Raw genomic sequence first — 21,601 nt, forward strand, 5'->3', positions numbered from 1 at the left:
CTCGAGAGCAACTCAGCTCTCGAAGGCGGTCGGCAGGTACTGGTCCACGTTGTCCTTGGTGACGACCGGCGCGTACAGCTGGACCGTGCGCGGTACCTCGACCTCCACCAGGTCGCCCAGGGCCTTCTTCTGGACCAGCAGCCGGGCGAGCCGGACGCCGTCCGCGCCCTGGGTGGACGGGTAGATGACGGTCGCGCGGAGCAGCGTGTTGCCGGCCTTGATGTCGCGCATCACGTTGGCCGACCCGGCGCCGCCGACCACGAAGAACTCCTTGCGGCCGGAGTTCTTGATCGCCGCCATCACGCCGACCCCCTGGTCGTCGTCGTGGTTCCAGATCGCGTCGATCTTCGGCGCCGCCTGCAGCAGGTTGGCGGCGGCCTTCTCACCGGACTCGACGGTGAACTCCGCCGCGACCCGGTTGTTGACCTTCAGCCCGCAGTCCGCGAGCGCCTCCTTGAACCCCGTACTGCGGGCCTGGGTGAGCGGCAGCGAGTCGATGCCGGCGATCTCGGCGATGACCGCGTCCTTCTTGCCCTTCATCTCCTTGCAGATGTAGGTGCCGGCGGACACGCCCATGCCCTTGTTGTCGCCGAGCACGGTGGTCCGGGCCGCGAAGGTGCTGTCGAACTCGCGGTCGACGTTCACCACCGTGATGCCGGCCTCCATCGCCTTGGTCGCCACCGGGGTGAGCGCGGCACCGTCGAACGGCAGCAGCACGATCGCGTCGACCTTCTGGTTGATGAAGGTCTCCACCTGGCTGATCTGCAGGTTCACGTCGTTGGTGCCCTCGGCGACGATCAGCTCGACGTCGGAGAACTTCTTCGCCTCCGCCTGGGTGGCCTTCGTGATCGCGCCCATCCAGCCGTGGTCGGCGGCCGGCGCGGAGAAGCCGATCTTCACCTTCTGGCCCGGCTCGTCGTTCTTGCCGGCGGCGACGTTGTTGTTGGCTCCCGTGTCCGTCGTCTTCTCGGCTTCGGGGGTGTTGCTGGTGCAGGCGATCAGTGCCAGCGAGCTGACCCCGACCAGGGCCGCGGTGCGCAGTAATCGGCCGGAACGTACAGACATCTTGTCCTCCAAAAGACGGTGTTGCTCTTTACAGGGGTTTGTTCGCACAACTAGTGAGCGGAGTCATTGCTGACCCCACCCCACCACCCCGGTCAGGTGGCTCGGGCGGCCAGGCGTTGCTGGAGGAGGACCGCGATCACGATGATCAGGCCCTTCGCCACCGACTGGGCAGAGATGCTCAGGTTGTTCAGGGTGAAGACGTTGTTCAGGGTGGTGAAGATCAGTACGCCGAAGACGGTGCCGACGATGGTGCCGCGGCCGCCGGACAGCAGCGTGCCGCCGATCACCACGGCGGCGATCGCGTCGAGTTCGTAGAGCCCGCCGTGGGTGGAACTGCCGGTCGTCGTACGGGCCATCAGCATCACCGCGGCGATGCCGCAGCACAGACCGAGCAGCACGTAGAGGGCGACGGTGTGCCGCTGCACCTTGATACCGGCCAGCCGGGCCGCCTCGGCGTTCCCGCCGACCGCGAAGGTACGGCGGCCGAAGGTGGTCCGGTTGAGCAGCACCCAGCCTGCCGCCGCGACGAGCACGAACATCCAGACCAGCACCGGTACGCCGAGCACCGAGCCGCCGAAGAAGTCCACGAAGGAGTTCACCGAGATGATCTGGGTCCGGCGGTCGGACAGGATCTCGGCCAGACCCCGGGCGCCGGCCAGCATCGCCAGCGTCGCTATGAACGGGACTATCTTGCCGTAGGCAACCAGTAACCCGTTGACCAGGCCACAGGCGGCGCCGACCAGCAGTGCGGTGCTGACCATGAAGATCCAGTGGAAGTCCGCGGCCATCTGCTGGGTCGCCAGCGTGGTCGCCCAGACCGAGGCGAGCGCGACGATCGCGCCGACGGACAGGTCGATGCCGCCGCCGGTGATCACGAACGTCATGCCGATGCTGACCACGCCGATCACCGCGGCCAGCCGCAGGATGGTCAGCACGTTGGCGGTGCTGGCGAACCGGTCTCCCGCGGTGACGATGCCGACGATGCAGAGCAGCACCAGCGCGATCACCAGGCCGACGTTGCGGCCGGCCCCGCCCTTGAGCAGGTTCTGCACCTGGCTCCCGCTGCCGCCGTTGCCGCCGCCGGGACCGGACCGGCCGCTGCGCGGAGCGGTCTCGGTCGGATCGACCTCGACCATCGCCTGGCCGGACCCCGAGACCGCCTGAGCGGGCAGGCCCGGCCCGGGAGTCGGTGGCACCTGGGGCACCTCGTCCTGGGTCGCCTGGGATCGTGCGACTTCCTCACCCATCACACGGCACTTCCTTCCATCACCAGGTCGAGGACCCGGTGTTCGTCGATTTCCTGCGCGGGGCCCGTGTGCACGGCCCGCCCCTCCCGCATCACCACGACCCGGTCGGCCAGACCGAGCACCTCCTCGACCTCGCTCGAGACCAGCACGATCGCGACCCCGTTGGCGGCCAGTTTGCGCACGAGCGCGTAGATCTCCGACCGCGCTCCCACGTCGACTCCCCGGGTCGGCTCGTCCAGCAAAAGCACCCGGCAGTCCCGCATCAGCCAGCGGGCCAGCACGACCTTCTGCTGGTTGCCGCCGGACAGGTTGCGGACGGGATGTTCGACCCCCGGTGGGCGGACATCCAGCGCCTTGGTCAGTTCCTCGGCGGCCTCCCGCTCGGCCCGGCCGTTGAGGAATCCCCCGCTGGCGAACCGGCCCATGCTCGACACGGTGATGTTCTTGAAGACCGCCTCGTCGAGCAGCAGCGCCTGGCTCTTCCGTTCTTCAGGAGCAAGCCCGACTCCCGCCTTCACGGCGGCCTGGACCTGGCCCGGCCGCAGTTCCGCCCCGTCGACGCGAACGGAACCAGTCGCGGCCCGGCGAGCGCCGTACACGGTCTCCAGTACTTCGGAACGCCCCGAGCCGACGAGTCCCGCGAGGCCGAGGATCTCCCCGGCCCGGACCGAGAACTCGATGTCCGCGAACTCCCTGGGCCGGGACAGGTTGCTCACCTCGAGCACGACGGGCGCGTCGGACCGGATCTCGGCGCGCGGGGGGAACACGTACTCGATCGAGCGGCCGGTCATCAGCCGGATCAGTTCGGAGGTCGGCGTTTCCCGGGCGTCCAGTCCGGTGGCGACGGTGGCGCCGTCCTTCAGCACGGTGACCCGGTCGCCGATCTCGCGGATCTCCTCGAGCCGGTGGGAGATGTAGACGACGGCGACACCGCGCGAGGTGAGGTCGCGGATCACCCGGAACAGGTTGTCGACCTCTTCGGAGTCGAGCACGGCCGACGGCTCGTCCATCACGATCAGCCGGGCCTCACGCGACAGCGCCCGGGCCATGCTGACCACCTGCTGGCCGGCCGCGGACAACAGCCCGACAGTTCGGCCCGGCGGGATCTCTCCGTGGCCGAGGCCCTGCAGGATCTCCCGAGCGCGGGTGTTCGCCTCGTGCCGGCGGGTCAGGCCGAAGCGGGCCGGCTCGTGACCGAGGAACACGTTCTCGGCCACGGTCAGGTCGGGCACGAGGTCCAACTCCTGGTAGATCGCCGCGATCCCCAGCCGCATCGAGTCCGCCGGGGTGTTCAGCGTGACCTCGGCGCCATTGGCGAAGATCGTCCCCGCGTCCGGCTTGTGCGCGCCGGTCAGCACCCGGATCAGCGTCGACTTGCCGGCGCCGTTCTGGCCGAGCAGGCAGTGCACCTCGCCGCGGCGGATGTCGAGATCCACCCCGTCGAGGGCGCGAACGCCCGGGAACTCCTTGACGATCCCGGTCATCCGCAACAGTTCTTCAGTGCTCATTGGGCTACTCCTGCCGCGTCGCGGCCGACGAGGGTGGGATCGAGGAAGACCTGGTCCAGCGAGATCTGGGCGCCGCCGCGAACCGCGGCGGCGAAGCCGAGCTCGGACTGGACCACCCGGCAGCCGCCGCCGTCCGGCGCGATCACGCGGTCGCGGATCGCCGTCTCCAGCGGCTCTTTCAGCCACGGCCCGAGGACGGCGAAGTAGCCGCCCAGCACGAGCACGTCAGGGTTCAGGATGTTCACCAGGATCGCTCCCCCAATTCCCAGCCAGGTACCGACATCTGCCAACGCCCGCAGCGTCCGGGCTCCCCCTGCCTCGGCCCTGCGGGTGATCTCGGCCAGGCGCTGCTCCACATCCAGCGACGGGTCGCGCACCGGGTCGTCCGAATCAGTTGCCTTGTTCAACAAAGCGGTCAGGCCGACGACGGTCTCCCAGCAGCCGGTCCGGCCACAGCCGCAGATCCCGCCGGCCGGGGCGACCGGCATGTGGCCGACCTCGCCGCTGAACCCGTGACCACCGCGTAGGAGGTGCCCCCCGGCGACCATGCCGCCGCCGACACCGACCGCGCCGGTGAGCAGCACGATGTCCTCGACCTTGGAGTCACCCGCCGATTCCGCGGCCGTCTTCATCTCGGAGTACGCCGCCAGCGCGGCCAGGTTCGCCTCGTTGTCCACCCGCACCGGATACACCGGGGTGCCGAGCCGGGCGCGCATCTCGTCGACCACCGGGACCTCGGTCCAGCCGAGGTTCGGGGCCAGCTTGAGCGAGCCGGTGGAGCTCTGGACCAGGCCGGGCACGGCCAGGGTGACTCCGGCTGTCTGGCCGCCGCGGGCGACCACCGCGTCCACCGCCTCACGAATCAGCTCCGCCAACTGGTCGAGCGTCGTACCGGGGGCGAGGTGGGCGACATCGAGGGGGACGCGTCGTTCGGTGACGGTCTCGCCGCTCAGGTCGAGCGCGGTGACAGCCAGGTAGTCGACGTTGATTTCGGCACCGACGCCGCAAACGCCGCGACCATCGAGCTCGACGAGCTGGCCGGGGCGGCCTAGCACGCCGCGCTCGGGCTCTGCGTTGCCTTCGCGGAGCAGGCCGCGGTCGACGAGTTCGGCGACCAGGCTGCTGACAGTGGCCTTGTTCAGCCCGGTGTCGGCGGCGATCCGGGCTCGGGAGCGGGGTCCCAGCTCGCGGACGTGCCGGAGTACGACGGAGAGGTTGTTGCGCCGGAGCGAGACGTGGTCCGCGGCGACCACTCCACTGCCCGGACGGCTGCCATCCAGCGCCATCAGCCCACCCCTTCTCCCCCGCGGCATCTCGCTCGAAACGAGCTGTTGTGATGCCAGTCACAGACTTTGTCTGTTGAGCCAACAAACTAAGTAGCGGCGGTGCGAACGTCAAGATGTTGCGGGCAGATTTCTTCGATCTTTCTGTCCGATCACCATCATGATCTTGCAAGTTCTGGTCCAACTCTTGCAGCTCGGACTTGCTTACCGCAGCGACCGTTTGTACGCTCACGCCACTCTCCGCAGTCCCTGCCCGCCCCCTTCAGGAGCCTGCACATGCCTCTATCCCGCCGTACCTTCCTGGCCGCGTCCGCGGCCACCGCAGCCGCCGCGACCACTGTCGGCAGCGCCACCTCCGCCTCCGCCACACCGCTTGCCAGTCCGCCCGGCGACGTCGTCGGCAAGATCACGGTCGGCTACCAGGGCTGGTTCGCCTGCGCCGGCGACGGTGCTCCGATCAACGGCTGGTGGCACTGGAGCAACAACTGGGGCCAGCCGCCGTCGCCCACCAACAACGCGCTCGGCAGTTGGCCCGACGTGCGCGACTACACGGCGACGTACCAGACGGCGTACTCGAACCTCGGCAACGGCCAGCCCGCCAAGCTGTTCTCGTCGTACGACCAGCAGACCGTCAACACTCATTTCCAGTGGATGCAGCAGAACGGCTGCGACACGGCCGCGCTGCAACGCTTCAACCCGACCGGCGGCGAAGGCCCGACCCGGGACGCGATGGCCGCCAAGGTCCGGCAGGCGGCCGAGCAGTACGGGCGAAAGTTCTACATCATGTACGACGCCACCGCGTGGGACGCCATGCAGTCGGAGATGAAAGCCGACTGGATCAACAAGATGCGGTCGTACACCTCGTCACCGGCGTACGCGAAGCAGAACGGCAAACCGGTCGTCTGCATCTGGGGCTTCGGCTTCAACGAGCCGAACAAGACCTGGCCGGCCTCGGTCTGCCTGGACGTGGTCAACTGGTTCAAGGCTCAGGGCTGCTACGTGATCGGCGGCGTACCGACGCATTGGCGGCGCGGTGTCGAGGACTCGCGGGCGGGCTATCTGGACGTCTACCACGCGTTCAACATGCTGTCGCCGTGGATGGTCGGCCGGATCCAGGACGTCGCGGGCGCGGATCACTACTACAACAACGTGAACCAGCAGGACCAGGCCGACTGCAACGCGCATGGCATCGACTACCAGCCCTGCGTGATCCCGGGCGATCTGCAGTCCGGTCACCGACGGCACGGCGACCTGATGTGGCGGCAGTTCTACAACCTCACCCGGGTCGGCGTGCAGGGCATGTACATCTCGATGTTCGACGAGTACAACGAGGGCAACCAGATCGCCAAGACCGCGGAGAGCTCGGCCTGGATCCCCAACGGGTCAGGGATTCGCGCCCTCGACGAGGACGGCACGGCGTGTTCCTCGGACTACTACCTGCGGCTCACCAACGACGGCGGCCGGATGTTCAAGGGGCAGCTTCCGCTGACCGCGACCCGGCCGACCCCGCCGATGCCGAGCCAGGGCACCGGCGGCGTGATCTTCTTCGAGCACGTCGACTATCTCGGCGCGGCCGGCCAAGCACTTGCCAAGGGCAACTACACCCGGGCGCAGCTGCAGGCGGCCGGAGTACAGGACAACTGGGCGTCGTCGGTGCGGGTGCCGGCCGGCTGGTCGGTGACGATCTTCGCCGAGGACAACTTCAACGGTCAGAGTTGGACGCGGACCGCCGATACGCCCAACTTCGTGGCGCTGTCGCCGAACGCGAACGACCAGTTGACGTCCTGCCGGATTCAGTAACAGCAGCCAGGTCCGGCTCCGTTCAGGGGCCGGACCTTCCGCTGTCAGAACGCTGAGGCTGTCAGAGCAGTTCGAGGCTGTCGGTGGCCAGGGTGATGACGGCGCCGTCGAGGTGCAGCCGGCAGGCGATCGCGTGGCCGGCACACGTCATCAGCGCCGGTCCCGCGACGTCGACGACGCGGTAGGCGACCGGCTGGGTGCAACGCTCCACCACGGCTTCCTGCTCCCGGTGGCAGCCGAGCACGTGGCAGGTGACGACCTCGCCGACATTCATCAGCGTCAGGCCGTGGTCGGCGCAGATACCCCACGACACCCCGCAGGTCTGGCCTTCGGTCGCGGCCAGCCGGACCAGATTGCCGGCCGTCGTCTCCAGTTCGCCGGCGACCGCGCGGAAGGTGTCCGCGGCCTCGTCGAGATCGCGGCGGAACTGGCGGGACTCGACCGACTCCGGCAGCCCCTTGGTGGCATCCAGCAGGTTCTCGGACAACGCCATCGCGGCCACGGCGATCTGATCCACGCGCACCGGCGTACCGAATCCGTTCGCGGGAGCCTCACCGTTCTGCGCCGCCGTCACGCTGCGTTCATCCCGTCCGTTCGATCCGTTGGTTCCGTTCGGTCCGTGCGGGGTCTGGCCGTTCTCCACCGCGGCAACCCGGTACCCAGTCAAGTTCGCGCCATCCTCATCTCGAGCGCCGTCGTCAACCGTGCCACCAGGCTCGTCGACGACGATGTCGCTCGCACTTCGGTGGTTGGTCCGCTTGGCCTTCGCCATTCGCCGCCCCCTGATGACGTGTCTCCCCGGTGGCCGATCGTGCCATGCCTGTGGGGGGTGCGGCCAGAGCAAGTCACCTAGCGTCACCCAGGGCTGACCGAGCCTTGCGCTGCGCAACGATTCGACCCGCCCGGGTGCCGGAAACACACCCCGTCAGCACCGTTATCTCGACCTCGCTTCAACTCTCCCCGGCGCCTGACCGGCTAATCACACGCCTCGAATTCCACACGTTTCCTTAACATTCCGCAACTGCGTCACCGAGCGCCCGGATCCGCTCACTCTCGGCTGCCGGCGACCCGTCCTGCCGCGGCCTTGCCGTCTGCCTCGAAAGGATTGAGGCGGGCCGCGACGCGGGTGCACTGGAGGCTGGACGACCCCTTCAAGCATTCCTGAAGGAGCAGGTTCGTCTACAGGTCTTCCACTTCGTCTACAGGTCTTCCACCAGTGCTCGGATCTCGACCATGCCAACGGCCGCGACCGGATGCTTCGACGCGATCTCGATCGCCTCGTCCAGGTCCCGGCACTCGATCAGGTCGTACCCGCCCATCTGCTCCTTCGACTCCGCGAACGGCCCGTCGGTCGTCACCACCTTCCCCGCACGCCGGCCTACTCCGGTCGCCTCCTCAGGCGGCCGGAGCGCGGCGCCCTCCCGCCGCACGCCCCGCTCGGTCATCTCCCGCACCCACTCCCGGGTGGCCCGCACCATCTCCTCCGGCACCTCACCATCGAAGTTCACCTCGGGCCGGATCAACAGCATGTACTTCATCGATCTCCTCATCTCTGCTGAGCTTCGACGGGACGTCGGAACCGAACCGCGGCTTTCGACAAAGCTCGGTCAGGGAGCGTAGTGCTGGACCGCGCCCCCCTGGGAGAGGTCGACGAGGGTGTGCGCCAGTTCCCTCGCATCGCCGATGATCTCGTCCACGTCGACCTTGGTGAGCTTCCGGTCGCGGACAAACGACCTGGCCGTCGACGATGACCGTCACGACGTCTGAGGATCGGACCGAATAGACGAGCGCGGCCCTCGGGTCGTGCAGCGGCTGGCAGTGCGGGCCCGAGAGGTCGACCAGAGCGATGTCTGCGCGGCGACCCGGTTCGATCGCGCCGATGGTGTCGCCGAGTCCCGCCGCCGCGGCACCACCTCGCGTCGCCAGTCTCAGGGTGTCCGAGATCGTCATCCACTCCGCGTTCCGCTCGCAGTGCTTCTGCGTCAGTGCCACCAGGCGCAGGGACTCCCACACGTCGAGGGTGTTGTGGACCGCCGCGCCGTCCGTGCCGACGCCTACCTCGATCCCCACGGACCACAACTGCCTGATCGGAGTGGTCGAGCCCATCGCCAGCTTCAGGTAGACCTTGGGGCACGTGGCGACCGCAGTACGGTCGGCGAAGCGGCGCAAGATCGGCAGGTCGCTCTCGACGATCCCGCAGCCGTGAGCGATGAGCGCGCCGGCTTCCAGTACTCCGGTCCGCTCCAGCACCTCGATCGGCGTCACGCCCAGGCGGTCCTTCGAGGACTGCGTCTGGTCCCGGGTCTCGGCCGCGTGCAGGGTGGATCCGGAATCCCTCGGCGCGGGCGACTTCCGCAGTACGGCGCAGATCTTCGTCGGTCACCGTGTACGTCGCGTGCGGTCCGAGGCTGGCGGTCACCCGCGATTCATCCAGGGCACGAATCTCCCGAGCCGCCGCGAACGCCGCCTCCCGGCCTTCGTCACCCGTGGACGAGAAGTACGTCGGCGCGAGGTCGGCCCGGATCCCGGTCTCGATCGCGGCCCGGGCGATCTGGTCGGCGTGGAAGTAGTGATCCACGAAGGTCGTCACCCCGGCCAGCAACATCTCCGCACACGCCAACCGGGCACCGACCCGAACCCGATCGGCCGTCAGGTTCATCTCCATCGGCCAGATCTTGCGATTGAACCAGTCGTCGATTCCGACGTCCTCGGCCGCGCCCCGCATCATCACCATCGGACTGTGCGTATGCGAATTCACCAACCCTGGAACGGCAATCAGCCCGGCGCCCTCAACCACCTCAACCCCAACTGGGGCTTCCAGGCCCGTCGGCGTGACAGCGGTGATCACGCCATCCTCGACGTGAACGTCCCGCCGCTCCTCGACCCGGCACTCCCCCACCTCCGGCACCACCAACACCGAACAGCCCCGAACCACCAGTCGCGTCATACCTCCAACCCTCCCGCACTACCGGTGCACTGCTCTGCCACCAGGCGCTGCTCGTACGCCGCGGCGCAGCGACAGGCGGGGTCGTCGCTACAGAGGAGGGCACGGGGGTCGGCGAGGATCCGGGCGTGGGTTGCCGCCAGTACTGCGCGGATGGGGATGGCCCGGGCGCGGCAGGAGCCGATGAGGATCTCCCGCGTGTGTGGGAGCAGGTCCGGCTCGATGGCGTCGAAGCGGTGACTGGCTCCTGGGATGTTGGGGAGTTCCAGCCAACTGCCATCGACTTTCGCGTAGCGGTAGAACGTCGAGCGGCCGAGTTGCTGCTCAGCCAGGTGGATCGTCGTGTTCGCGGTGTGGGTGACGCCGAGGAGGAGGACCACGCCGTCGAGTTGGGCGAGCTTCTCGATCGGCCCGAGGGGCCAGTCCAGCCGCTGTGCGCCGACCACCTGCTCGGCTGCGGCGCCGGCAGCGACGTACGAGAACACGGGATGCGTACTGCGCTGGTGCGGCTGCGTCAGGCGGAGTGTCTCCGGGATGATTCCGAGTTCGCGATCCGCTGGTAGGTCCGGCGAGAACGGCTTCGCCCGGTCCAACTGTTCCTCGAACGCGGCCCAACTCGGGCTCGGCTCGTACGCGTTCATCGGTCGTCTCAGGCCGGGCGGAGGGTCGACGCCGCTCAGGTCCCAGGTCCCGGCAGGCACCATCACGGTGCCGCAGGCTTCAACGAGCGCGCGGCCTACGGCCTCGGCTCCTCCGTCCACGTGGCCGAACGACCTCAGCGACGAGTGCACGATCACCGCGCTCTGCCGCGTCAGGCCGAGTTGCTCGAGCCCGGCCACGATCCGGGCTTGCGTGACCACTTCGTTGGGCATCGTCTCGTCCATTTTCCATCTCCTGAGTCCCACCCTTCCCATCAGAAACAGTGCGGAATCCATGGGAACAGGTGTTCGAATCTCGGGTATATTGGCGGCATGGCAGCTGACCTTCAGGCCTCTTTGCTGGATGCGTTCGAGGATCCTGCGCTGGGCTCGCTGAGCGGGATTCAGCGGACGGAGCTGAGCCGGGGTGCGTGGATCGACGTGTTGCCGGGGTGGTTGACCGGGGCCGATCAGGTGTACGAGCGGCTGGCTGCCGACGTGCCGTGGCGGGAGGAGCGGCGGCAGATGTACGACCGGGTGGTCGACGTACCGCGTCTGCTCTGCTTCTACGGCGAGAACGAGGATCTTCCGCTGCCGATCCTCGACGAGGCCCGCGATTCGTTGAGTGAGTACTACGCCGACGAACTGGGCGAGCCGTTCCGGACCGCCGGGCTCTGCTTCTACCGCGACGGCCGAGACAGCGTCGCCTGGCACGGCGACAAGATCGGCCGCGGCAACCACGAGGACACGATGGTGGCGATCCTCTCCGTCGGCGAGCCGCGTGTGCTGGCTCTGCGCCCCCGGCCGGGCAGCAACACCGGCCCGGTGAGCTCGACCATCCGCCACCCACTCGGCCACGGCGACCTGATCGTCATGGGCGGCTCCTGCCAACGCACCTGGGAACACGCCATCCCCAAGGCCACCGGCCGCATCGGCCCCCGAATCAGCATCCAGTTCCGCCCCCGCGGCGTCCGTTGAGGAACTCCGGCGGGCGCCGCCCGGTTCGGCGGCAAGACGCTCGAGGCGTCCGGCTCGCGACCCCGCCGCGGCGTCGCGTGGATGGAGCGCGGATGAGCCGACCAAGCGTCTGCGGCGCGACGGCTACCTGAGCTCACCCTGCCGGTCGGCCCGGGCTGCATCACGGGCGCCAGCCCGGGGATGGGTCACGGGCGCCAGCCCGGGGGTGGGTCTTCGCCTACCCGTCCGTCGACGGCTTCTCGGAGTAGGTCGGCGTGACCGGTGTGCCGGCCGTACTCCTCGATCAGGTCGCAGAGCAACCGGCGGAGGCTGAGGTGGCGACCGTCGGACCTGGAGAGGTGGACGAGTTGGTCGAGCCCGCCGTCTGCCAGGGCCGCGTCGAGCCTCGCCCGGGACCGCTCGATGGTGCTGTCCCAGATCGCGTAGAGCTGTTCGGGTGTGTCGTCGGCTGCCGAGTTGAAGTCCCAGTCCGGATCGGTGTCCCAGGGTGCGGTGTCCCACGGCGCAACAGTCCCCGCACCGCTCAGCTTCAGGCCGAACATGTCGTCCTCCGCCCGCGCGAGGTGCTTGAGCAGACCTCCCAGCGTCAGCGACGAAGCGCCGATTCGGGTCTGCAGTCCCGCCGTGTCGAGTCCATCTGCCTTCCACCGGAAGGTCGCCCGCAGGCGCTCCAGCGCACCGACAAGATGCTCGACCTCGGTGCCGGCAAGTGGCGGTTCCTGGTGTTCAGTCGGGGTCATAGCGCCACGGTAGACCTCAACCCGGACGTCTTCCGTCCGAGTTGCATGCTCTGTAAAGCGCTGGATGGAGGATGCTGTGAGTGACTACGTGATAAAGCTGCTCAGTGCGACTACCTGGGACGCCTTCGCGCAACTCGCGGAGAGACACAACGGCGTCTGGAACGGCTGCTGGTGCACCTGGGTTCCACCCGGCCTGATCGGGCAGGCCGGCGATGGGCTCGTCGAGGCCTATCCCCAAGACACACAGGGCAAGAAGACCTCGGCGTCCTTCCTGTACAAAGGCACGCGCAAGCCTTTCGAGGACGCCGGCTTCAGCTACGACCGCCCGAAGGGCAAGAACCACTGCGTGATGAGCCGCCCGGTCTCGCCCAGTTAAGACGGCGCCTTCCAAGGCCGTGCTCAGCCAAGGTGCCTGAGATTTGTCTGTGGACAAGGGATTTGTCTGTGGACAACGCGGATCCGGCCGCGAAACGACGGCACTTTACAGGTATGACCTTCACCGACCTGCCCCGGAACTGGACCGATCTGCCGCTCACCGACCCGACCCTGGCCGCCGACGTGGTCGACCTCTACGTCACCGAAGGAGATCGCCGCTCAGGCGTCTTCTCGGCGATCCTCTGCGACCGCGAAGCCCGCTTCATCGCCAGCATCCACCTGGACCTCCCCGACTACGCCGACAGCCCACCCACCGACACCTGCGAGGAAGTCCTCGACCCCGTCATCCCAGCCCTCCAACTTCGACCCGACGGCGCCCTGCTGCTGGCGATCGGCCGCCCAGGTCCAGCCACGGCTCTGCCGATCGACCTCGAGTGGTCCCAGGCAGCGGCCCATCTCTGCCGCCTCGCCGACATCCGTCTACTCGGCTTCTACGTCGCTGTTCCAGGTCACGTCTACCTCACCCAACTGACAGCACCAGCGAGAGAATTGGCCCATGCAACTAGCACTGAAGTGGATCTGACTCCTGGGCCGATGGGCTTCTAGGCTCGAAGCATCCAGCGGCGAGGGAGATCCGAGATGACCACCAACGCAGCACGGGACGAGGACCACGGAGTACGTGATGCAGCGGGCGCGGTCAGCGAGCGGAAGAGCGCCGCGTTTCTGCCGCCGGCGGGAGCGCCGCGGAATCTGGCCTTCGCGCAACTGGCGAACTCGGTCGGCGACGGCGCCTTCATCGTCACGTCCGCGCTGTTCTTCACCCGGGTCGTCGGGCTGTCCACGGCGCAGGTCGGACTCGGCCTCACGATTGCCTGGCTGATCGGCTTTCTGGCCGGTGTGCCGCTGGGCAACTTGGCTGATCGGAAGGGACCGCGCGGAGTCGCCATCCTGCTGGCCATCTCCACCTCAGCCGCGGTGACGTCGTTCCTCTTCGTGCGAAGCTTCCCGCTCTTCCTGATCGCGGCCGTTGTCTACGCGACCAGCCAGACCGGTCTCACCGCCGCACGGCAAGCCCTCCTCGCCGGCTTGGTCCAGCCAGCCGAGCGCACGCGCATCAGGGCCTTCCTTCAGTCGACCGTGAACGCGGGACTGGCTGTAGGCGCCGCGCTCGGAGGTGTCGCCCTGCGGTTCGACACGACCCCGGCGTATCTGGCGGTGTTCGCTGTCGACGCGGCCAGCTTTCTTGTTGCGGCCGGACTGATCCGCCGGGTCTCCGCCGTCCCAGCAGTCACCCTCCGCGTCGCGGGCGAACCCCGCCTGGCTGTCCTGCGCGATCGCCCGTACGCCCTGCTGACCTTCCTGAACTCGATCATGCTGATGTTCATGCCGCTGCTCAGCCTGGTGGCGCCACTGTGGATCGTGGAGCGCACCAACGCGCCGGGCTGGGTCGTGGCCGCGCTGCTGATCATCAACACCATCGGCGTCACCTTCTTCCAGGTGCGCATCGCCCGCAGCGTCACCGACCTGCGTACTGCGACCCGCTCGGTCCGTTTCGCCGGCATCGCGATGCTCGTGGCGTGCGGGGTGTTCGCTCTCTCCGCGATCGGAATGGCCCCCACGGCAGCCGCCGGAGTACTGGTTGTTGCTGCCGCGCTCCTGACCCTCGGCGAGATGAAATTGGCTTCTGGGGCTTGGGAAATCAGCTTCGGGCTAGCTCCCGCGGACAAGCAGGGTCAGTACCAGGGCTTCTTCGGAACGGGCCCGGCGGTGGCCCGCATGCTCGGCCCGGCGTTGCTCACCACCCTCGTACTCGGCTGGGGTCCTGTCGGCTGGATGGTGGTCGGTGCACTGTTCCTAGGGACCAGTTGTGTGACTGGTCCCGCCGTACGATGGGCAGCACGGACACGGCCCGCCAGCCAGGTGGTCGAGCCGTCACTGGCAGAGGAGTGCGCCGCCTGATGGAAATCCCAGGAATGGTCGAGATCACCTCGTACGACGAACTGCGCGACGTGGTCCCACCGCCCTTGCAGCACGCCAAGGACAAGACCCGCAAGGAGCTCCATGACATCGACAAGAAGTGGCTCGCGGCGTCCCCGTTCTGCCTGATCGCCACCTCTGACGCCGACGGCAACTGTGACGTCTCCCCCAAGGGCGACCCGGCCGGCTTCACCATGGTCCTGGACGACAGCACCATCGCCATCCCCGAGCGGGCCGGCAACAGGCGGATCGACGGTTTCACCAACATCCTCGGCAACCCGCACGTCGGCCTGATCTACCTGCTCCCCGGCCGCGGCGAGACCCTGCGCATCAACGGCCGGGCCAGGATCGTCCGGGACGCGCCGTTCTTCGACGACATGATCGTCAAGGGCAACCGCCCGCAACTGGCTCTCCTGGTCGAGATCGAGGAGATCTTCCACCACTGCTCGAAGGCCTTCCTGCGCTCCAAGCTGTGGAAGTCCGAGACCTGGAACCCGGACGCCATTCCGACCCGAGCCAAGATCGCGAAGGCCCTGGACCGCCCGAACGACGACCTGGCCGAGCTCGAGCGGTACTACGGCCCCCAGTACGAAGAGGGCATCTACAAGCTCACGTACTAGTACTGCGGACGGAGCAGTCCGAAGTACGACGTGGCGACGATGACACCGGGTGGCACGGACCTCTACGGTGCCAGGGTGAGCACTTCTGCGCCGACAACCTTGGACCGCGTCAAGCGGATCGCTCTGCCTGCCGTGCTCTCGATCGTCGTGCTGTTCGGGTCGATCGGGGCGTCCAGGGGCCAGGCGGAGAGGCGTCCGGCGGACTGGTTGATGGTCGTGCTGATCCTGATCGGCACCACCTCGCTGTACTGGCTCCGGGTCCGCCCGGTCCCGGTGCTGTGGGCAACAGTCGTGTCCACGCTGATCTTCATGCTCCGGGAGTATCCGTACGGTCCGATCGTCCTCAGCTTCGTGATCGCCGTTTTCACCGTGATCCGGACCGGCCACCGGATCGCCGGCTGGGCAGGCCTGGTCGCCCTGTACGTCGGGCACGTGCTCGGCCGGCTCGTGCTCGGTATCAACGAGCAAGGCGTGTACCAGGTGCTTCTGGTCGGCACCTGCTTCGTCGTGCTCGGGTTCGTCGCGGAGCTGTTCCGCGGCCATCGAGAGCGGGTGATGGCGGCCAACAAGACCAGACGCGAGGCCGAGCTGCGCCGGGCCGGCGAGGAGCGGCTCCGGATCGCGCAGGAGCTTCACGACGTGGTTGCGCACCACATCTCCCTGATCAACGTGCAGGCGTCCACGGCGCTGCACCTGGTCGACAGACAACCCGAGCAGGCCGGGCCCGCACTTGCGGCGATCAAGGACGCCAGTAAAGAAGCCCTGGTCGAGCTCCGGTCGATCGTAGGCGTGCTGCGCCAGTCAGACGAGTCGGCTCCACGACAGCCGTTTGTCGGGCTGGACCACCTGGAGCAGTTGATCAGCCGCACCTCGATGGCCGGGCTGGAGGTGCACTCGATCGTCCACGGCCAGCCGCGGCCCCTGCCCACGGGTCTGGACCGCGCGGCCTTCCGGATCATCCAGGAGTCGCTCACCAACATCGTCCGGCACGCCAAGGCGACCGCAGCCACCGTGCGCATCCAGTACGGCGAAGACGAGCTCGTGGTGCAGGTGGACGACGACGGCGGCTCGCTGACGGGTCCACCGACGGAAGGAAACGGCATCATCGGCATGCGCGAACGAGCCACCGCCCTCGGCGGCACCCTCACAACCACCCGCACGCCCAGTGGCAGCCTCCGAATAATCGCCCATCTACCTCTAGAACCAGTCCGCGAGCCGCTGTAGGTCAGGACGACGGCAGGCGGACGCGGGCTCGGGCTCGAGGAGAAGCGCCGAGCGCCGAGTGCCCGCTGTGCGTGATCAGGCGGACGCGGGCTCGTGAGGAGGCGCCGAGCCCGCTGTGCCTGCTCAGGCGGACGTGGAAGCGCCGAGCCCGCTGTGCGTGGTCAGGCGGATGTGGAGGCGCCGAGCCCGCTGTGCGTGCTCAGGAGGACGGTAGGCGTACGTGACTTGGGTTGAGGTCGGCGACCTTGGGGACTCCTAGGAGCGCCATGGTTCGGCGGACCTCGGTGGTGAGGATCTCGGCTGCTCGGGCGACGCCGCGTTCGCCGCCGGCCATCAGGCCGTACAAGTAGGCGCGACCGACCAAGCACGCGTCAGCACCCAGAGCCAGTGCAGCGACGATGTCGGCGCCGCTCATGATGCCTGTGTCCAGGTAGATCTCGGCGTCGGTGCCGACCGCCTTGCGGACGTCAGGCAGGATTCGCAGCGGTGTGGGAGCCCGGTCGAGCTGGCGTCCACCGTGGTTCGACAGCACGATCGCGTCGGCACCAGCGTCGACCACCCGGCGGGCATCCTCGACCGTCTGGATGCCCTTGACGATCAGCGGACCGTCCCAGATCGAGCGCAACCAGGTCAGGTCGTCGACGGTCATCGTCGGGTCGAACAACTGGTTCAGCAGGTCAGCGACGGTCCCATCCCAGCTCGACAACGACGCGAACGTCAGCGGCCGGGTGGTGAGCAGGTTCGCCCACCACGCGGGATGCATCGACGCGTCGAGCACCGTCTTGGCCGTCAGCGACGGCGGAATCGTGAACCCGTTCCGTACGTCGCGCAACCGCGCCCCGGCGACCGGGACATCCACGGTAAGCATCAGCGCCTCGTACCCCGCGGCGGCTGACCGCTTCACCAGGTCCTCGCCCGCGTCCCGGTCCTTCCACACATACAGCTGGAACCACTTGCGTGCCTCGGGTCCGGCCGCGGCGACATCCTCGATCGAGGTGGTCCCCATCGTGGACAGCGCGTACGGGATGCCGAGGTCCTGGGCGACCTTGACGACGGCGCTCTCGCCCTCGTGGTTCATCATCCGGGTGAACCCGGTCGGCGCGAACGCGAACGGCAACTCCGAGCGTCGGCCGAGGATGTCGGTGCCGAGGTCGATCTGCGAGACGTCGCGCAGGATCGAGGGCTGCAGTTCCATCTCGGCGAACAACTGGCGAGCCCGGGACAGGCTGATCTCCGACTCCGCGGCGCCGTCGGTGTAGTCGAACACCGACCGCGGCGTCCGGCGCTTGGCGATGGTGCGCAGGTCGGCGATCGTCAGCGCCTTGGCCAGGCGGCGGTCGGTCGCGTTCAGGGTGACCGGCTTCGGCCGCAGCAGCGGCTTGAGCTCGGACCAGCGGGGCAGCTGACGATCAGTCATCGGGACTCTCTCGGTCACTCGTCGGACGGCCGTCGACGGCGCCGCGAACGACGCGCCGAGCCGTGTGGTCGGACCACAGCATATCCTGTGGTCCGACCACACAGCTAGGGTTCCGTTAGCGAAGTAGCTTGAGCGCTGGAGGTGCGTGCCTGGGCGCCTCCAGCGCTCAGGCTACTTCGCTTACGGAACACTAAACTCAGCCGTGACGAACTGCGAGGCGCCGTGAAGAACTACGAGTTGGTGCTGAACCGGGTCGAGGCCGATCTGGCGGCCGGCCGGTTGCGGTTGGGCGAGCGGCTGCCCGGTGAGCGCTCTCTGGCGGAGCAACTCGGCATCAGCCGCCCGTCGGTCCGCGAGGCCGTCCGAGTACTGGAGGCGATGGGAGTCGTCCGTACTGCGACCGGCTCGGGCCCGGAAGCAGGCGCGGTAATCGTCGCCGAACCGGCCTCTCCCCTGACCGCGCTGCTCCGGCTACACCTCGCCACGAACCACCTCCCGATGGGCGACATAGTCCAGACCCGAGTCCTGCTCGAGTCCTGGACCGCCCGCCAAGCAGCCGAAAGACAAGCCGGCGTTGGCGCGGACGGTCGCGAGACGGCGGGGGCTGTAGCCGCGCCAGGACTGTCCGATGAGTTGTCAGTGGCTGAGGGGTTGCTGGATCGGATGGACGATCCGGGGCTTACTCCGGAGGCGTTTCATCTGCTGGATGCGGAGTTCCATGTGGCGCTGTCGGCGTTGGCGGGGAACGTGTTGATCGCTGCGGTGATGTCGTCGCTGCGGACGGCGATCCATGGGTATGTGCTCGCCGCGGTGCCGAACCTGGCCGACTGGGACGCGACCGCGGTCGGCCTCCGGTCTGAGCATCGGTCGATCGTCGCCGCGATCCGCGCCGGCCAAGCCGACCAGGCGGCTACCCTCATCACCGACCACATCGAGGGTTTCTACGAGGCAGCCCGCCTCTCCCGCTGACCGGAACGCCGCCAGCCCCCTCTCCGATTGCCCGACGCCGCCAGTCCCTCTCCGACTGCCCGACGCCGCCAGTCCCCTCTCCGGCTGCCCGACGCCGCCGCTCCACCTCCCCGAGGCAACGGAATCCCCTCGGCCGGCGCCGATCTCCAGGACCGTCCCGTGAGCCCGCCGATCAGGTCGCATTTCGTCACGCCGTACCCCGCCCACGTCGTTGTCGCCGTCGAAATCGCCGTCATCACGGGATGCAGCGGTCGTCGGCGGACAGTGCGGTACGGCGAAGCCCGAGGATGACGGTGGCGCCGACCAGCAGGTGCAGCGACGCGAGCCCGAGCTTGGAGCCGGCGCCGATGCCGCTGGTGAGTGGGCTGACGGCGGACATGATGCAGGCGATCACCGCGACAACCGTCCAGACCTTGCGAGCGTTGATCGTCTTGTGTTCGAGCAGCGCGAGCAGACCCCACCCCGCGAACGACATCACCGCGGAAGCGAAGAACACCGACACTCCCCCTACCTCGATCGTCGCCGGCCCCTGCTTGGCCTGCAGGTCGATTCCTGCCGCGTAAGCCAGCAACGCCCAGCCGGCCAGTCCGGCGACCACCGTCGCACCGACTACCGCCAGCCTGCTCCGCCCGGCGATCCGGGTGGGCTTCTTCTCCATCGTGATCGTCATCTGACGAACCCCTCTCCTACGAGTTGATGAAGACCCAGACTCCGGGAGAGCCCGCTCTGACGGCATCGGCCGCGCGGCTGGAACGGCCGGACCGTTAGTCGATACGCCTTCGACTTTGGTCGGTGGCGGTGGGCTGCGACACGCACCTAGGGTCGAGGCGTGGGTGACTCCTGTGAGCAATCCTTGAAGCGACGCCGCCGAGCCGATGTGCTGGCGGTGGCCGCCATCGGAACGCTGTCCGCGCTCACGATCGTCGGCCGGCAGACCGGTCACTTCAACCTCAGCCGGCTGATCCTTGACGTGACCGTCGGACTCGTTGCCTGCGGCCTCATTCTCGTCCTGGGCCGCCGACCCGTGCAGGGCGCTCTCGCTCTGGCTGTCCTGGCCGCGATCTCACCCGCCGCCACCCCGCCGTCGACGGTCGGCACCCTGACCGTCGCTCAGCGGCGTCCACTCAAACTGGCGATTCTCGTCGCACTCGCCGGGATCGCCGGCCACCTGGTCCAGTGGATCTGGCGACCGACACAAGGCCTGAGCCTGCTCTGGTACGTGATCCTCGACGTGGCGGTCCACGCCGCTCTGCTCAGTTGGGGGCAGTGGACCCAAGCCCGGCGGGCTCTGCTCGATTCGCTTCGCGAACGCGCTCTCCGGGCCGAGACCGAGCAAGGCCGCCGGGTAGCCGAGGCGCGCGCCCTCGAGCGGACGAAGATGGCCCGCGAGATGCACGACGTACTGGCGCATCGCCTCTCGCTGCTCGCCACGTACGCCGGCGCGCTCGAGTACCGCCCGGACTCCGCGCCGGAGAAGCTGTCCCAGGCCGCGGGCGTGATCCGCACCGGCGTTCACCAGGCACTCGACGAACTCCGCGAGGTCATCAGCGTGCTCCGCGACTCCGAGATCGACGAACTCCCCGGTGGCCGCCCGCAGCCGACCTTCGCCGATCTCCGCGGCCTGGTCGAGGAGTCCCGCGAGGCCGGCACCCAAATCACCTACGACGAAGCCGTCACCGCCCCGGAGTCGTTGCCACCAGCAACGGGGCGTACGGCGTACCGGGTGGTGCAGGAGGGTCTGACGAATGCGCGCAAGCACGCCGCGGGTCGTCCCGTATCAGTGCGGGTCGACGGACGGCCTGGCGGGAGCCTGGAGATCGTGCTCACCAACCCCGGCGGAAACGGCGTCCCACTGACACCGGGAAACGGAACCGGGCTCGTCGGGCTGACCGAGCGGGTGCAACTGGCAGGCGGCACGCTGAACCACGGCCGGACCAGGGGTGAGTTCCGGCTGCACGCCTCGCTACCGTGGCCGGCATGAACGACATCATCCGCGTCCTGGTGGTCGACGACGACGCGCTCGTCCGGGCCAGCCTGGAGATGATGCTCGACGGCGCGAACGGCATCTCGGTGGTCGCGCAGGCCGCCGACGGCGACGAGGTACCGGCGGCGATCGACGCGCACTTCCCCGACCTCGTGCTGATGGATCTGCGGATGCCGCGGGTGGACGGAATCGTCGCGACCCGGCGGCTGCGGGCCCGGAACAACCCGCCGGAGGTTGTCGTCCTGACCACCTTCGACACCGACGAGAACGTGCTGCACGCACTGCGGGCGGGGGCGAGCGGGTTCCTGCTGAAGGACACGCCGCCCGCCGAGATCGTCGACGCCGTACGCCGGGTGGCGGCGGGTGATCCGATCCTGTCACCCGCGATCACCCGGCGGCTGATGGACCGCGCGGCGACGCAGGCGGATTCTCATACCGAGGCCCAGGAAGCGCTCTCTCGGCTCTCACCCCGCGAGTACGACGTGATGCTCGCCGTCGCGCAGGGCAAGGCGAACGCGCAGATCGCCACCGACCTCCACATGAGCGTGGCCACGGTCAAGGCGCACATCTCGCACATCCTGACCAAGCTCGAACTCGGCAACCGCACCCAGATCGCGTTGCTCGCTCACGACGCCGGCTTGGCCTGACCGCTCGATGCTCTAGCGTGGGCCTCAGTGTCAGGGTGACGTTGCCGCTCGCGCGGTGGTTGGATCCTGAGCACCTGGAGCCTGGCTCGTAGCGTGGGTGCCGCCGTGAGGCTGGCAAGTCATGGTTTGCCGGCTCCGGGTGTGAAGGACCGGCCGGCGTGACTTGATAGGAGCGTGGCATCGCC

The 21,601-nt window shown here is 68.1% G+C and carries 21 protein-coding genes and 1 pseudogene; 10 read left to right on the forward strand and 12 right to left on the reverse strand.

Annotated elements, in window-relative coordinates; all coding sequences use genetic code 11:
* Positions 1-12: 12 nt before the first annotated feature.
* From ABD255_RS23345 to ABD255_RS23360, 4 genes are all read right to left on the reverse strand, one after another.
* Complete coding sequence (locus ABD255_RS23345; protein WP_344217382.1) at positions 13-1,065, reverse strand: substrate-binding domain-containing protein; 1,053 nt, start codon at positions 1,063-1,065, stop codon at positions 13-15.
* 92 nt (positions 1,066-1,157) lie between these two features.
* The gene (locus ABD255_RS23350) at positions 1,158-2,312 is read right to left on the reverse strand and encodes an ABC transporter permease (protein WP_344217384.1); all 1,155 of its coding nucleotides are present in this window, start codon (positions 2,310-2,312) and stop codon (positions 1,158-1,160) included.
* Positions 2,312-3,820, reverse strand: a complete 1,509-nt coding sequence (locus ABD255_RS23355; RefSeq protein ID WP_344217386.1) for a sugar ABC transporter ATP-binding protein — start codon at positions 3,818-3,820, stop codon at positions 2,312-2,314. The genes ABD255_RS23350 and ABD255_RS23355 overlap by 1 nt, the downstream gene beginning before the upstream one ends.
* Positions 3,817-5,106 carry an ROK family protein gene (locus tag ABD255_RS23360; RefSeq protein ID WP_344217388.1) on the reverse strand — a complete coding sequence of 430 codons (1,290 nt, stop codon included), beginning with the start codon at positions 5,104-5,106 and terminating at the stop codon, positions 3,817-3,819. The genes ABD255_RS23355 and ABD255_RS23360 overlap by 4 nt, the downstream gene beginning before the upstream one ends.
* Positions 5,107-5,379: 273 nt before the next feature.
* Here ABD255_RS23360 and ABD255_RS23365 point away from each other — a divergent pair, with 273 nt between their 5' ends.
* A complete protein-coding gene (locus tag ABD255_RS23365) occupies positions 5,380-6,903 on the forward strand; it encodes a glycoside hydrolase family 99 protein (protein ID WP_344217390.1) in 1,524 nt (507 codons plus the stop codon).
* A 61-nt stretch (positions 6,904-6,964) separates the two neighbouring features.
* On the opposite strand, the gene ABD255_RS23370 is transcribed toward ABD255_RS23365, so the two are convergent.
* The 5 genes and pseudogenes from ABD255_RS23370 to ABD255_RS23390 form a co-directional block, all read right to left on the reverse strand.
* Positions 6,965-7,675: a hypothetical protein gene (locus ABD255_RS23370; RefSeq protein ID WP_344217391.1), complete on the reverse strand. Its 711-nt coding sequence runs from the start codon at positions 7,673-7,675 to the stop codon at positions 6,965-6,967.
* 427 nt (positions 7,676-8,102) lie between these two features.
* On the reverse strand, positions 8,103-8,441 hold the full coding sequence (locus ABD255_RS23375; protein WP_344217393.1) for a YciI family protein: 339 nt from the start codon (positions 8,439-8,441) through the stop codon (positions 8,103-8,105).
* Positions 8,395-9,168 carry an amidohydrolase family protein gene (locus ABD255_RS23380; RefSeq protein ID WP_425554515.1) on the reverse strand — a complete coding sequence of 258 codons (774 nt, stop codon included), beginning with the start codon at positions 9,166-9,168 and terminating at the stop codon, positions 8,395-8,397. Before ABD255_RS23380 ends, ABD255_RS23375 begins: the two co-directional genes overlap by 47 nt.
* 115 nt (positions 9,169-9,283) lie before the next feature.
* Positions 9,284-9,850: pseudogene (locus tag ABD255_RS23385) on the reverse strand (amidohydrolase family protein); the annotation flags it as partial.
* Positions 9,847-10,731: an AAC(3) family N-acetyltransferase gene (locus tag ABD255_RS23390; RefSeq protein ID WP_344217395.1), complete on the reverse strand. Its 885-nt coding sequence runs from the start codon at positions 10,729-10,731 to the stop codon at positions 9,847-9,849. The gene ABD255_RS23390 and the pseudogene ABD255_RS23385, both read right to left, overlap by 4 nt.
* Before the next feature lie 87 nt (positions 10,732-10,818).
* Between ABD255_RS23390 and ABD255_RS23395 the strand changes: the two genes are divergently transcribed.
* A complete protein-coding gene (locus ABD255_RS23395) occupies positions 10,819-11,463 on the forward strand; it encodes an alpha-ketoglutarate-dependent dioxygenase AlkB (RefSeq protein WP_344217397.1) in 645 nt (214 codons plus the stop codon).
* A 185-nt stretch (positions 11,464-11,648) separates the two neighbouring features.
* Here ABD255_RS23395 and ABD255_RS23400 read toward each other — a convergent pair whose 3' ends face one another.
* Complete coding sequence (locus ABD255_RS23400) at positions 11,649-12,203, reverse strand: mycothiol transferase (protein WP_344217399.1); 555 nt, start codon at positions 12,201-12,203, stop codon at positions 11,649-11,651.
* A gap of 76 nt (positions 12,204-12,279) precedes the next feature.
* Here ABD255_RS23400 and ABD255_RS23405 point away from each other — a divergent pair, with 76 nt between their 5' ends.
* From ABD255_RS23405 to ABD255_RS23425, 5 genes are all read left to right on the forward strand, one after another.
* Entirely contained in the window at positions 12,280-12,579 is a 300-nt protein-coding gene (locus ABD255_RS23405; protein WP_344217401.1) for a hypothetical protein, read from the forward strand.
* 113 nt (positions 12,580-12,692) lie between these two features.
* Positions 12,693-13,184: a hypothetical protein gene (locus ABD255_RS23410; protein ID WP_344217403.1), complete on the forward strand. Its 492-nt coding sequence runs from the start codon at positions 12,693-12,695 to the stop codon at positions 13,182-13,184.
* Positions 13,185-13,217: 33 nt separating this feature from the next.
* Entirely contained in the window at positions 13,218-14,537 is a 1,320-nt protein-coding gene (locus ABD255_RS23415; protein ID WP_344217405.1) for an MFS transporter, read from the forward strand.
* Positions 14,537-15,175 (forward strand): pyridoxamine 5'-phosphate oxidase family protein, encoded by a 639-nt coding sequence (locus ABD255_RS23420; RefSeq protein WP_344217407.1) that lies wholly within the window; start codon positions 14,537-14,539, stop codon positions 15,173-15,175. The genes ABD255_RS23415 and ABD255_RS23420 overlap by 1 nt, the downstream gene beginning before the upstream one ends.
* A 75-nt stretch (positions 15,176-15,250) precedes the next feature.
* Positions 15,251-16,399, forward strand: a complete 1,149-nt coding sequence (locus ABD255_RS23425; protein ID WP_344217409.1) for a sensor histidine kinase — start codon at positions 15,251-15,253, stop codon at positions 16,397-16,399.
* 199 nt (positions 16,400-16,598) lie between these two features.
* Here ABD255_RS23425 and ABD255_RS23430 read toward each other — a convergent pair whose 3' ends face one another.
* Positions 16,599-17,816, reverse strand: coding sequence for an alpha-hydroxy acid oxidase (locus ABD255_RS23430; RefSeq protein ID WP_344217411.1), 1,218 nt, complete (start codon positions 17,814-17,816; stop codon positions 16,599-16,601).
* 222 nt (positions 17,817-18,038) lie between these two features.
* On the opposite strand from ABD255_RS23430, the gene ABD255_RS23435 reads away from it, so the two are divergent.
* Positions 18,039-18,785 (forward strand): FadR/GntR family transcriptional regulator, encoded by a 747-nt coding sequence (locus ABD255_RS23435; protein ID WP_344217413.1) that lies wholly within the window; start codon positions 18,039-18,041, stop codon positions 18,783-18,785.
* A 235-nt stretch (positions 18,786-19,020) separates the two neighbouring features.
* Here ABD255_RS23435 and ABD255_RS23440 read toward each other — a convergent pair whose 3' ends face one another.
* Positions 19,021-19,455, reverse strand: a complete 435-nt coding sequence (locus ABD255_RS23440) for a DUF6069 family protein (protein WP_344217415.1) — start codon at positions 19,453-19,455, stop codon at positions 19,021-19,023.
* A 159-nt stretch (positions 19,456-19,614) separates the two neighbouring features.
* On the opposite strand from ABD255_RS23440, the gene ABD255_RS23445 reads away from it, so the two are divergent.
* Together ABD255_RS23445 and ABD255_RS23450 are read left to right on the forward strand one after the other, a co-directional pair.
* Positions 19,615-20,766: a sensor histidine kinase gene (locus ABD255_RS23445; protein WP_344217417.1), complete on the forward strand. Its 1,152-nt coding sequence runs from the start codon at positions 19,615-19,617 to the stop codon at positions 20,764-20,766.
* On the forward strand, positions 20,763-21,416 hold the full coding sequence (locus ABD255_RS23450) for a response regulator (RefSeq protein ID WP_344217419.1): 654 nt from the start codon (positions 20,763-20,765) through the stop codon (positions 21,414-21,416). Before ABD255_RS23445 ends, ABD255_RS23450 begins: the two co-directional genes overlap by 4 nt.
* Positions 21,417-21,601 lie beyond the last annotated feature (185 nt).

Source organism: Kribbella sancticallisti (assembly GCF_039530625.1).
Classification (GTDB): domain Bacteria; phylum Actinomycetota; class Actinomycetes; order Propionibacteriales; family Kribbellaceae; genus Kribbella; species Kribbella sancticallisti.